We start from the raw sequence: 12206 nt of genomic DNA, 5'->3' as shown, positions 1-12206 counted from the left end.
GACTGTATCGGTATCGCAGACAATCCCACTGATAAAAAACGAACAAAATATAGCGTAAATAGAAAGTTACCAAAACAGATAGCACGACATTTTCACTATATGACTATAGACAGAAAAAAAGTTTTAACAAACCGTGCATCTGTAGTCATTCCCCGGTCCATTTCTGCCGTAACGGTTTAGTCTGTTGATGTGCTTGCGGATCAATATATTTATTCAAAGGAGCGCATACCTGTTAAGCATAGTGCATCACATGTGCCGCTATTTCTTGCCCAAACGCATGCATAAAAAAGGGGGATTTCACTATATCGAGGGGAAACATAACAAATAAAAAAACAGTAAGTCATGATAACTTACTGTTTTTTTTATTTCTTACTGGCCTCGTCCGAACATTAATGGACAAAACCTTTAGAGAAAATGGTCGGCGAGAGAGGATTCGAACCTCCGACCCACTGGTCCCAAACCAGTTGCGCTACCAAGCTGCGCTACTCGCCGATAAATTTACTGCTTTGATGCCACTGACATCATCATTTGTGTGGTGCGAAGAGAGGGACTTGAACCCTCACGTCCGTTAAGACACTAACACCTGAAGCTAGCGCGTCTACCAATTCCGCCACCTTCGCATATTCACAAACTTTAAAATCTGGGGTGGCTAATGGGACTCGAACCCACGACAACTGGAATCACAATCCAGGGCTCTACCAACTGAGCTATAGCCACCATATACCACTACATTACTACCTGCATTCGGTACTTCTGTTACGGGGTAAAATACCTCCGCAGCTCTCGCACTCATAATAATGGTGCGCCCGACAGGATTCGAACCTGAGACCTCTGCCTCCGGAGGGCAGCGCTCTATCCAGCTGAGCTACGGGCGCATAGCGCCGTTGCGGGTGGGGATAGTACGGATTTAATGAGTAGCTGTCTAGTGCTTTTTTTCAGAAACGATGCGTTTGCTTATGCTTTGTTCATTTACTGGCACATTGCCCTCCACATCAACTCACTGGTCTGTTTTTTATACACATCTCCACGCAGGGTTAACCGTTACAAACGACCGCTGAAATGATAGGCCAGGTAACGCAGCAACTTAATTTGTCGCCTGATTCGGCTGGGTTCGGTGAGTAACCGATAAAACCATTCCAGTCCCAGATTTTGCCAGGCCAGCGGTGCACGTTTTACCCGTCCGGTAAAAACATCATATGTTCCACCCACACCCATATAAAGTGCATGCGGGTAAGACTGCTGACAGTCTCGCATCAGTATTTCCTGTCTCGGCGTACCCATCGCTACCGTGACAATCTGCGCGCCGCTGTCGCTCACCTGCTGAAAGAGTGCCTGGCGCTGTTCCGGCACAAAGTAACCTGTATGGCTGCCAACGATATTGACCTTCCACTGTGCACGAAGCTTATCTACCGTTTGCGCCAGCACATCCGGTTTACCCCCAATCAGAAAAACCGGGGTCCCTTCTCGACCGGCACGCTGCATTATCGCCTCCCATAAGTCAGCGCCAGCAATCCGTGCGACCTCTGCCTGTGGATATTTTCGCCTGATAGACCGCACGATGCTGATACCGTCGGCGTATTTATACTCTGCCTCGTCTATCAGGGTACGTAACACTGGGTCGTTCTCTGTCGCCAGCAACTTTTCCGCATTCATGGCAATCAATGCCCCGGTTTTTACCCTCACCCCCTCGAAAAGATAATCCACACACTGCGCCATATGACAAAATCCATATAGCGTTATCCCCCGGATGGTGTAGCGGGGAATCACGTCATGTTCTTCTATCTCTCTTTTCATCGCATAGTGTCTGTTGGTGTGGTTGACGTTGAATGAGTCAAGGCTAGAGAACAGCGTCGTTGTCGGATAACCCCTGCACTGTCCAACAACCAATACAATAATTTGGCCATTAATAGGCAACTGCCGAAAATAAAACAGAAAAAGACGATCCGGGAAACAAAGGCATCTACACCTTCACGCGCCAGAACGATAATATTGAATACCGCACCAAAGCAGAAACTTTGCAGAATTGCCGCCTTATAACGATTACTGTCACGTAATCCGGCATCATACAACCAGTCAAACCATTTAATGATCAGCCCAACGACCACCGCACCCAGAGGAATAAAGGCTACTCCGCCCATGATCAATAATGACCCTAGTAATGTTGGGGAAATGGCCAGCCCAGCGTGGTAATTCAGTACATCCCAGGTAAAGTAGTTGGCACTGTTCAGTATCAACGTGGGGCGGGACGGCCACAGCCAGCCAGGTATAAATACGTAGAAATCCCTCACCACCGGAGCCAACCCCTGAAACGTGATACGGTCGTAATGCTGCCACAACAATGCCAGATTCTCCCAGGGAGAAAACGTATCGCGCGTCAGGTAGAGAAAGGTATAGAACGCTTCTGCGCCACTGACATCCAGGTTATAGCGAGCCAACGCCAACCCGAACATACCAACCACCCCCACTGTACCGGCTACCGCCAGCATCCATAATGTAATCCAGCCGCGTCGGATACCGATAAACAGGAACAGGGCAAATGCAATAATAATGTTGGCGCGGGTTCCCCCGATGATGAGATAAGTCAGGATGCCAAAAGAGACGGTAGCGAGCAGGAACAAGCACCAGGCAACCCGGGTCTGATGCAGGAAATAGATCACCAACATGGCGGGGATAAAAAAATAGAAGAAGCGTTTTAGCGCCACATCAGAGACTGCACTGGAAAAAATCTGGCTATAAGAATCTAGCTTGAACAACAGAAAACCATTATTCAGAAAAAACACGCCGGCGGTACACACGGCAACCAACGCCAGCAGTAGCCAGGTAATATGAGCTTCCACCCGGGTCATGGTAAATACAGGGGGGCGGGTTACGCGGTTTTTGGGTCGCAGCCGGGTTTTATAGACGACGAAGTAGATAGCATAAAAAGCCGTGGCAGAAAGCATGGCCTGCAGCAAATATTCCGCTGGAGCGACTTCAACATCAAACCTGAAAACCAGGATACAGGTGAGCGGAAAACCAAAATAAAACGTTAAGAGGTAAAGTAGGGAAAACAGCACGTTAAAATTAAAACGCACCCGTCGGAACTCCTGCCAGGTCAGGAATAGGATGAACACCACGGAGATCAGATAAACCGCCAGCAGGCCACTGAACTGCGCTTGCGTCATGACGATTCTCCTGCTGCCTGCGCCAGCGCTTGTCGCCAGCCATACAGATAATTAGGGTAAAAGAACGCTATCTGCTGCTTATTCACCAATGCCAATTCACGCTGGGCTCTGCGCACTACAGTCTCATCAAGCACATCACCATAAAACAATACCGGCAGATTTTGTGCCGTCAAATCCTGCCAGAAAGGGTTTTTTCGGCTGATAACAAACGGTATGCCACACTGAATGAGCAGACACAGTGTCCCGATTCCCTGCTGGCGGTTAAAAATAAAATAACCCAAATCACAAGTACGCAGCATCGCCAGATAATCATCAAAAGACATTGGCAGGCGGAGCAGTTGGAAATACTTTACGCCAAACAACGAGTTACCCACCTGCTGAACCTGTGAAATATAGACATCATTATTGGCCGGATAGCCCATGGGGACAAGCACCCGGACCCGACAGCCAAACTGTTCATGAATGGCGTGTAAGGCTTCGATATGTCGATTGGTACGATCGCCAGAATTCCCGACCAGTATAGTCAGTGGTGCGGTTGGGTCTTTTTCATGCTCCGCATTGTCAAATTCCGGAGTCATGCGGGTCGGGAAATAAAGTAGTGAGGCACCAACCTGGGCTGTTCGCTGTTGGTAATGAAATAAATCACCACGAGTGGCAAAAACATGACCAACACGTCGTTGGGCAATACGGCGCATCAGATAGAACAAGCGATACTTCCAACTGGTAGCCTCTTCATACAAGTCCGCCCCCCATATGTGCCAGTAAGCCTGTGATGGCTTAATTCCCCCAGATATCAACGCAAGCCAAATCAATGGGTTAAACTGACCGTGGAAAAAGAAACGCGTATCCCTGTCGGCTTTAGCCAACGCAACAACGGCCTTTGCCAGCGTGTTTTTATCAGGATAAAATGCAATGGTTAACGCCGGAAAATCATTCAACGGCACCGTATCACGGGCAACCACCATAAAACGCTGTACTTGCCGGGCCGGTAATTGCGGCGACAGCGTGTCGTTAAAAAAACGCAGCACAGTGTGATTATGGTGTGGAATATCCGCCCCTAAAACATGAATGAGAGTTGTCATGCACGCCTACAATAGATAATGAATACACTGCAACACAGCAAAAAATAGATCAGATACGTCACCATATACGCTTGAACCGCGCCCAGGGCCCCATGAAGGGGAATCAGCCAGTGTGAGAACCCGGCCAACAGCAAAAACTGGCTCACTTCCGTCAGCAAATAAAAACGCAGTGCCGCCCTGGCAATGACAACATAACCGAAGAGATAGGATCCCACTTTCAACACATCTCCAGTGAGCTGCCACGGAAATAGATCCCGCATGGCGATAAACTGCCGGGAAAAAAGCAGCCAGATGACCACATCCCGCAGCAGCCATATGCAAAAGCTGGCCGCCATCACCGCAGGCAGTACAAATTTGAGAGATTTCACAACCTCTTGGGCAATAGCGCGTCTATCAACCAGGCGAGATAACGTTGGCAGCAAGTAAACACTAAAAGAGGCGGTAATAAATTGCAGATAGGCATCCGAAATGGTGCTGACACCTTGCCAGACTCCCACTGCTTCCCAGTTGTAATGCGCAGCCAGTTGGTTACGCATCATAATGTAGACCACCGGCATGGTCACCGCTGTCATCAAGGCCATCAGTGTAAACTTGGCGAGATTGCCAGCCTGCACATTATCCCAGCACGGCATTAACGCCCTCAGCCCGATATGCGCTCGGCGCCTCAACCACCAGCCAGCAGGTAACACGACCAATGCCGGGACTAGCGCCAACCCTACCAGCGCTCCGGTATAACCATCAGATTGAAAACAGAGGTAATAAGCGATCAATCCAATCAGACTGCCGGCAATAATGGTCAGTGCCGTTCCCCGGACATCCCGATACCCCTTCAGGATGGACAGAAACAGGTTGGCACAGGCAATCCCCAATTGGATGAATGCCAATGCACGAATGACGGACTGGTAATGCTCACTCCCGAACAACAGTTGGGAAATAGGGGCCGCAGCCAACAAAAACAGCACCGCCAGCAGCGCAGAACAACCCAGGACCACTACCACTGATGTCCCCAGCAAGGCGTTTAGCTGTTCTGGTCGTTGCTGATACTCGGCAACGTATTTGGTCACACCGTTAAAAATACCGGCACCCGCCAATACGCCTAAAACAGTAATCAACTGACGGAAATTTCCTGCCTGACCAACACCTTCCGGGCCGAATGTCACTGCCAACAGTTTGATCACCACCAGCCCCACACCAATTTTTATCAGTGTCGAAACCGCCGTCCACATTGATGCTCTGGCTAATGACATATCAGGAAAAGAAACTCAAAACAGTGTTGATCACAGTACGCTGATTTATATTTTTCAGATTGTAAAACAGGGGTAGCCGCACCAGACGATCGCTCTCACGAGTCGTATAGCGATCTTCCCCTGCAAAGCGTCCGAATCGCTGACCCGCAGGGCAATTGTGCAGTGGGATGTAGTGGAACACGGTCAGAATTTCCGCTTCCTTCATATGATTGATAAACGCCGTGCGTTCTGCCGCATCCCGTAGCTTGATATAAAACATATGCGCATTGTGATCACAGTCGGCGGGGATATAAGGCAGTTCGAGCCGGCCCGCTGCCGCCAGCGGCTTAAACGCTTGCTCATAGTTTTGCCATAGTTGCAGACGGCGATCATTAATGCGCTTCACGGCCTCCAGTTGTCCCCACAGATAGGCTGCCTGTATATCCGCCATCAAATAGCTGGAGCCGATATCCCGCCAGGTATATTTATCGACTTGTCCCCGGAAAAACTGGCTGCGATTGGTACCTTTTTCACGGATGATTTCCGCCCGTTCAATCAGCGTCGGCTCATTAATCAGCGTCGCCCCGCCTTCACCACCCGCAGTATAATTCTTGGTTTCATGAAAGCTGAAACAACCCACATGTCCGATGGATCCCAGCGGACGACCTTTATAACGCGACATCATCCCCTGCGCCGCATCCTCAACTACATGCAGGTGATATTTCTCCGCCAGCGCCATAATGACATCCATGTTGCAACCCACGCCGGCATAATGCACCGGAACAATAACTCTGGTCTTTTCAGTGATAGCCGCTTCGATTTTGCTTTCGTCGATGTTCATCGTATCCGGGCGAATATCCACAAACACAATGCTGGCACCGCGCAGAACAAACGCGTTGGCAGTAGAAACAAATGTGTAGCTTGGCATGATCACTTCATCACCGGGCTGAATATTTAGCATAATGGCAGCCATCTCCAGCGATGCAGTACAGGAAGGCGTCAGCAGTGCTTTCTGACTGCCGGAATACTGCTCCAGCCATTGCTGACAACGGCGGGTAAAACCACCATCGCCACAGAGTTTTCCACTGCGCATCGCCGCCTGCATATACTCCAGTTCAGAACCCACAATGGCTGGCGCGTTAAAAGGAATCATCTCATCACCTATATAACCAGTAAGCCGTGCTTTCTACGCTGGCACCGCTGCGCAGATAAAGACGTATCGCCGCCACATTACTGATTTGTGTCGCGATCCATAGACGCTCGATACCAGCTTGTTGGCACCATCTTTCAGCCGACTGAATCAGCTGTAACCCAATTCCTTGGCCAGATCGCCCCGGCCAGACCGATAACAACCCAATACGGGCCTCATGATCGGGCAACCTGCGCAGTGTCACCCATCCCAGAGGTTGTCTGGCGTTATCTTCAAGCAGCAGACAAACATCATCAAACGTACCGCGCACCGCATTTTCCACCCAGCAGGCATAAAAACGGCCACTGTCATTTGGCTGATACCAGGGAGGACGAAAACGGCTCAACCCAAAAGTATGGGCAGCGACCTCACGCAACAGAGGAATATCACGCTCATTAGCCACACGCAGGCCACTTGCCTTGATAAGAATATTCGACGCAACATTCAGACTGAAGTCGATTTCTCCTTCCACCAGCCGGAATCCCAGATTCGCCAGCGCATCGGCCAATACCAACTGATCAGCGGCTACCTTCGCATGCGTCACCGCATAATGATCCAGTTGTGTAGCCGTCAGTTTCGGAGCTACCGCATCGAACATCAACCGACCACTGAGAAGTTGAAAAAAATCACTCTCCCAGCGTAATGGCTCAATGTTGGCATAAACGGGCATACATGATTCCTGTTACTTCGTTAAGCACCAGTAAAGCCTGTGTCATCGGTTAATGAAAATCGGCTTCAACGCCAGATGCCTTTCGCATCAATAACCCAGGATTGGGTTACATGGTCCGGGCTGATAGCGCGAAACTGACGGTGATCGACTAACATCACGATAATATCGGCGTCACGCAATGCACGGGTCATATCTACTAATGTAGCCTGCCCACTCAAATCCACCGGAAGTTGGTCGATATGTGGCTCTACAACCCATGTTTCGCCAGCATGCCAGCGGGCGATCATTTCGGTAATCATCATGGCCGGACTTTCCCGCAGATCATCGATATCGGGTTTAAACGCCAGGCCAAAGCAGGCAATCTTCACTTCACTGGCACGCTTATCACTTTGTGTTACACAGTCTGCCAATGCGCGCTTAACACGGTCCACTACCCAGAGTGGCTTATCGTCATTTACCAACCGGGCCGTATGAATCAACCGGGCCAGTTGTGGGTTCTGTGACACGATAAACCAGGGATCCACCGCGATACAATGGCCACCGACGCCAGGTCCCGGCTGAAGAATATTGACCCGGGGGTGACGGTTTGCCAATCGGATAAGTTCCCATACGTTGATATTCTGCTCAGCGCAAATCAGTGATAATTCATTGGCGAAGGCGATGTTAACGTCTCGGAAACTATTCTCTGTCAACTTGCACATTTCTGCCGTGCGGGAATGCGTAACTACACAATCACCTTCCAGAAAGATGTTATATAACTCGCAGGCACGTTCAGAACAACGGGATGTCATGCCACCAATAACTCGATCATTCTTTATCAGTTCCGTCATTATCTGCCCGGGTAATACCCGCTCAGGACAATAGGCGATGTTAATATCCGCCGCATCTCCGACCTGCTGAGGAAAAGTTAAATCAGGCCGCATTGTCGCCAGGTGTTCAGCCAGCCATTCGGTTGTCCCCACCGGAGACGTCGATTCCAGAATAACCAAATCACCCCGTTTCAGAACCGGCGCGATAGATTCAGCCGCAGCCTGCACAGCTGAAAGATCTGGCTCATGGGCATGTTTAAATGGTGTCGGCACCGCAATCAGGAAAGCATCGGCCGGAACCGGCTGGCTGAACGCCCGCAGGAAACCATTCTCCACGATGACTTTCACCTGCACCGCCAACTCCGGTTCAACGACATGAATCTCACCTCGATTGATGGTTTCCACCACATGCTTATTGACATCAATGCCAATAACTTTTTTTCTGCGAGAAGCGAAAGCCGCTGCCGTCGGCAGGCCGATATACCCCAAGCCAATGACTGAAATTATTTCGAAACTCATACCGTTACCTGATGTTGTTTTAAAACGTCGATAATGCGTTGACTGGCATGTCCGTCACCATAGGGATTATGCGCATGACTCATGGTCTGATAAGCGTCGTCATCCGTAAGCAATTCAGAGACATTAGCCAGAATTTTAGCAGCATCAGTGCCAACCAGCCTGACCGTGCCAGCAACCAGCGCCTCTGGCCTTTCCGTGGCTTCCCGCATCACCAGTACCGGTTTACCCAGTGAAGGCGCTTCTTCCTGGATGCCACCGGAGTCCGTCAAGATCAGATAAGCACGGTTCATCAGGTAGACAAACGGCAAATAATCCTGCGGACCAATCAAGAAAATATTATCAATACCGTTGAGAATTCGGTTAACCGGCTCGCTGACATTCGGGTTGAGATGTACCGGATAAACAATCTGGACATCAGGATGATGACGGGCGATATCTGCCAGCGCGCTACATATGCGCTCAAATCCATCACCGAAGCTTTCACGCCGATGCCCGGTCACCAGCAACATTCTTTTGTGCTCATCAAGAAAACGATACTGTTTATCCAGACTGCGGCACAACGCCGCGTTGCTGATAATATGTTTTTTTACCCAGAGCAACGAATCAATGACCGTATTTCCCGTAACGAAAATATGCGAGTCAGGAAGATTCTCTTTTAACAGATTCTGGCGAGCGCTTTGTGTTGGTGCAAAATGGAACATTGCCAGATGCCCGGTTAGCTTACGGTTTGCTTCTTCCGGCCAGGGGGAATAAAGATTACCCGTGCGCAATCCCGCTTCTACATGTCCAACAGGAATACGCTGGTAGAATGCCGCCAAACTGGTGATCAACGTAGTGGTGGTATCACCATGAACCAGTACCAAATCAGGTTTGAAGCTTTCCATGACCGGCTGTAAGCCTTCCAGAATCCGGCAGGATATGTCACTAAGGTTCTGCCCCGGCTGCATGACATTCAAGTCATGATCTGGCGTGATATCAAACAGACGCAGCACCTGATCCAACATCTCTCGATGCTGCGCGGTCACACAAATTCTTGATTCAAAGAATTCATCCTGAGCTAGAGCATGAACCAGCGGAGCCATTTTTATGGCCTCGGGACGAGTACCAAAAACAGTCAACACTTTCACAATGACTCTCTTTAATCAGGTTAGATGTAGCCTTCTGCCCATCAGGAATGATGTGCCTGGATATTACCGGTTAACGGGGATGGCGTACCAATGCAACGCCTGCCCCGATTAACAGACCGATAGCGCCCCACATTGCCAGCAGAAAAAGGCGACGGGGACTATCTCGCTTAACAGGCTCTTCGGGTGTACGCAGATATCGGTAAGTCTGAATGTTTTTATTCAGTGCCGGGCCAGCATCAAGGATGGTCAATATCGCCCGGTTTTGATCATAATCTATGTCATATTGTGGGCCATTGGCTTTCAGTGAAGCCAATCGAGCCATCAGCACTGGTGTTCCCAATAAAAACATTTCCGATACGGGCAACGCATCAGGAAGCTTACTGGTTTGGTTATGGTTGATTCCTTGCTGTCTGGCAATCGTCAATCCCTGTTCGACATTGTGCAATTCACGGTTATAAATGGCCAGGGAGACAGCTTCCTGCTGCTTGATTTGTGAACGAATAAAGGTTGTTTTGGCAATCCAAAGCCCCTTCAGTTCATCATTGAGGTGAGTGATAGCCCGTTGATTTGAAAAGTTGATGTACTGGCGTAATAACATATCCGCATCGGTGGCCGTCTCTGCCGTCAACTTCACACTATCATTAGTCTTTTTGACATCGTTATGCGAAGTAAGCTGAATATTATTTATCAACTTATCCAACAAAATAGCATCTGCTTTCCTATTACCTTCCTTGCGCGATAGGTAGTATTCAGACTGTAACCAAAAATCACGCTGGGTATCGTAAGCGGCCAGTTGCATGATAAATTCAGCGTAAACATCCGCAGCGACAGATGGTGACTCAGGTCCAGAGACCGGAAATGCCTTAGTGCCAAGATTACGCAGAAACTGCTGTTGGGAGTAGAATCCGTTCAGCATATTCACTGTCGGTTTATCGGTTACTGCTATGGCACCCCATTTCTGTGGGGCAAGGTAAGAATAAATCACAGCAAAGAGCACAAACAGCGCAGTGATACCCAGCACCCATACTTTTCCACACCAAAGCGCACAAAATACACCACGGAGATCCAGCGTATTCTCTAACTGCTCATCCAAGACAGAAATGTTATCCGTTCTCATTACTTCCCCAAACTGTTCTGGTTAATATGACTGCCTACTTGGCCGACGCATACGCCGTTTTACACGTTTAATCAACCGTGCAACACGCCAGGCTCGTTTGAGACAGTAACCATACAAGAAGAATGCGAGCAAAAATAATACCAGCATGAACCATTCGGGAATGAACAACAGATATTCACCCAAAATACCCACGGCGGCTAGCACTAGCGCCACCAATGTAATCAGTACAAACGCCTGGCGTGAAGTAAATCCTGCCCGCATGATCAAATGATGGATATGCTGCCGATCCGGTGAAAATGGACTCATTCCTTTACGTAACCGACGGTACATGGTGGCAACCATATCCATCAGCGGTATGGCGATAATCCACAACGCAGTTACCGGATGTATAACATGATTGGGTCCCTGAGTACTCTGCAACAATAGCCATATTGCAGTGAACCCAATCATGGTACTTCCCGCATCACCCATAAAAACTTTATACCGTTTCCCGAGTACACCGAGGTTCAACAAGATATAAGGAAGGGTGGCTGCAATCATGGCAAAACACCACAATGCCAGGCTGGTATTGCCACTTTCGTACAGCAAGAACCCCAAGGCACCAAATGACACACAAGAAAGGCCGCCAAGCAACCCATCAATACCGTCAACCATATTAAACGCATTGATAGCGGCCCAAACCGCAAGTAGTGTCAGTACATGACCGAATGGCCCGGCGCCAAGATCCCAAGACCCCAGGATACGCCCAAAGTGCTGTAAGTATAGATTGGCATGCACCATCATCAACATGGCGACAACAGCTTGCATAGCGGCACGAATCCAGGCACTGATATCAAAGCGATCATCCAGTGCGCCAACAAACACCAACGCACCTGAACAAATCAGGTACAACTGGAAATTCGGGATGTGATAATTAGTGACTACCGATGTAAAACAGATACCCGCATAAACTGAGATTCCGCCTACTAATGGGATCAGCCCCTGATGGCGTTTACGAAAATCCGGACGATCAACCAGCCCTATTTTTTTTGCCACCTTGCGAGAAAAAAACAGAAAGGCAAAAGAAAACAAAAAGATAAATACTAATTCGGTACTCATAATGAGTAAATTCACCGTTCACAGCAGTTAATGAGACTACGGCTGTTCTATTGTATGCCTTGTTATGCCTAACTTGTTACCATCTCGATGAATAATACTGGGTCAACAATGGATTGCCACCATTACTCATCCGGGTAGGCGCTCGTAGTATAAAGATACGTAGTTTATAGAATTTATCTATTCTCTACCATTATAGGTGAATAGA

At 49.0% G+C, this 12206-nt stretch carries 10 protein-coding genes and 4 tRNA genes; all 14 read right to left on the bottom strand.

The window, feature by feature from the left end; genetic code table 11:
• Positions 1-415: 415 nt before the first annotated feature.
• The 14 genes from RS889_RS01165 to wecA all read right to left on the bottom strand — a co-directional run bounded on the left by RS889_RS01165 (position 416) and on the right by wecA (position 12016).
• Positions 416-492, bottom strand: a tRNA-Pro gene (locus tag RS889_RS01165).
• Between the two features lie 41 nt (positions 493-533).
• A tRNA-Leu gene (locus tag RS889_RS01160) sits at positions 534-620 on the bottom strand.
• Positions 621-641: 21 nt separating this feature from the next.
• Positions 642-717, bottom strand: a tRNA-His gene (locus tag RS889_RS01155).
• Between the two features lie 81 nt (positions 718-798).
• Positions 799-875 (bottom strand) — tRNA-Arg (locus RS889_RS01150).
• A 166-nt stretch (positions 876-1041) separates the two neighbouring features.
• Positions 1042-1782: a lipopolysaccharide N-acetylmannosaminouronosyltransferase gene (gene wecG / locus RS889_RS01145; RefSeq protein ID WP_425475127.1), complete on the bottom strand. Its 741-nt coding sequence runs from the start codon at positions 1780-1782 to the stop codon at positions 1042-1044.
• 8 nt (positions 1783-1790) lie between these two features.
• A complete protein-coding gene (gene wzyE, locus RS889_RS01140) occupies positions 1791-3164 on the bottom strand; it encodes an ECA oligosaccharide polymerase (RefSeq protein ID WP_315709046.1) in 1374 nt (457 codons plus the stop codon).
• The gene (locus RS889_RS01135; RefSeq protein ID WP_315709045.1) at positions 3161-4246 is read right to left on the bottom strand and encodes a TDP-N-acetylfucosamine:lipid II N-acetylfucosaminyltransferase; all 1086 of its coding nucleotides are present in this window, start codon (positions 4244-4246) and stop codon (positions 3161-3163) included. The genes wzyE and RS889_RS01135 overlap by 4 nt, the downstream gene beginning before the upstream one ends.
• The gene (wzxE, locus tag RS889_RS01130; RefSeq protein WP_315709044.1) at positions 4243-5493 is read right to left on the bottom strand and encodes a lipid III flippase WzxE; all 1251 of its coding nucleotides are present in this window, start codon (positions 5491-5493) and stop codon (positions 4243-4245) included. Before wzxE ends, RS889_RS01135 begins: the two co-directional genes overlap by 4 nt.
• A 1-nt stretch (position 5494) precedes the next feature.
• Positions 5495-6625 carry a dTDP-4-amino-4,6-dideoxygalactose transaminase gene (gene rffA / locus RS889_RS01125; protein ID WP_315709043.1) on the bottom strand — a complete coding sequence of 377 codons (1131 nt, stop codon included), beginning with the start codon at positions 6623-6625 and terminating at the stop codon, positions 5495-5497.
• Positions 6626-6629: 4 nt separating this feature from the next.
• Positions 6630-7331 (bottom strand): dTDP-4-amino-4,6-dideoxy-D-galactose acyltransferase, encoded by a 702-nt coding sequence (rffC, locus tag RS889_RS01120; RefSeq protein ID WP_021013519.1) that lies wholly within the window; start codon positions 7329-7331, stop codon positions 6630-6632.
• A 65-nt stretch (positions 7332-7396) separates the two neighbouring features.
• Complete coding sequence (gene wecC / locus RS889_RS01115; RefSeq protein WP_315709042.1) at positions 7397-8659, bottom strand: UDP-N-acetyl-D-mannosamine dehydrogenase; 1263 nt, start codon at positions 8657-8659, stop codon at positions 7397-7399.
• Positions 8656-9786, bottom strand: a complete 1131-nt coding sequence (gene wecB, locus RS889_RS01110; RefSeq protein ID WP_037380343.1) for a non-hydrolyzing UDP-N-acetylglucosamine 2-epimerase — start codon at positions 9784-9786, stop codon at positions 8656-8658. Before wecB ends, wecC begins: the two co-directional genes overlap by 4 nt.
• 70 nt (positions 9787-9856) lie before the next feature.
• On the bottom strand, positions 9857-10903 hold the full coding sequence (gene wzzE / locus RS889_RS01105) for an ECA polysaccharide chain length modulation protein (protein ID WP_315709041.1): 1047 nt from the start codon (positions 10901-10903) through the stop codon (positions 9857-9859).
• A 21-nt stretch (positions 10904-10924) separates the two neighbouring features.
• A complete protein-coding gene (gene wecA, locus RS889_RS01100) occupies positions 10925-12016 on the bottom strand; it encodes a UDP-N-acetylglucosamine--undecaprenyl-phosphate N-acetylglucosaminephosphotransferase (RefSeq protein ID WP_315709040.1) in 1092 nt (363 codons plus the stop codon).
• Positions 12017-12206 lie beyond the last annotated feature (190 nt).

The organism is Brenneria uluponensis (assembly GCF_032395385.1).
GTDB classification, from domain to species: domain Bacteria; phylum Pseudomonadota; class Gammaproteobacteria; order Enterobacterales; family Enterobacteriaceae; genus Prodigiosinella; species Prodigiosinella aquatilis.
The sequence above is the reverse complement of the archived record's forward strand: the minus strand, read 5'-3'. Positions and strand labels throughout refer to the sequence as shown.

What these genes read in the sequence shown, in the direction of transcription:
- wzyE (WP_315709046.1), bottom strand. Translation starts at nt 3,164, where the DNA reads ATGACGCAAGCGCAGTTCAGTGGCCTGCTGGCGGTTTATCTGATCTCC.
- RS889_RS01135 (WP_315709045.1), bottom strand. Translation starts at nt 4,246, where the DNA reads ATGACAACTCTCATTCATGTTTTAGGGGCGGATATTCCACACCATAAT.
- wzxE (WP_315709044.1), bottom strand. Translation starts at nt 5,493, where the DNA reads ATGTCATTAGCCAGAGCATCAATGTGGACGGCGGTTTCGACACTGATA.
- rffA (WP_315709043.1), bottom strand. Translation starts at nt 6,625, where the DNA reads ATGATTCCTTTTAACGCGCCAGCCATTGTGGGTTCTGAACTGGAGTAT.
- rffC (WP_021013519.1), bottom strand. Translation starts at nt 7,331, where the DNA reads ATGCCCGTTTATGCCAACATTGAGCCATTACGCTGGGAGAGTGATTTT.
- wecC (WP_315709042.1), bottom strand. Translation starts at nt 8,659, where the DNA reads ATGAGTTTCGAAATAATTTCAGTCATTGGCTTGGGGTATATCGGCCTG.
- wzzE (WP_315709041.1), bottom strand. Translation starts at nt 10,903, where the DNA reads ATGAGAACGGATAACATTTCTGTCTTGGATGAGCAGTTAGAGAATACG.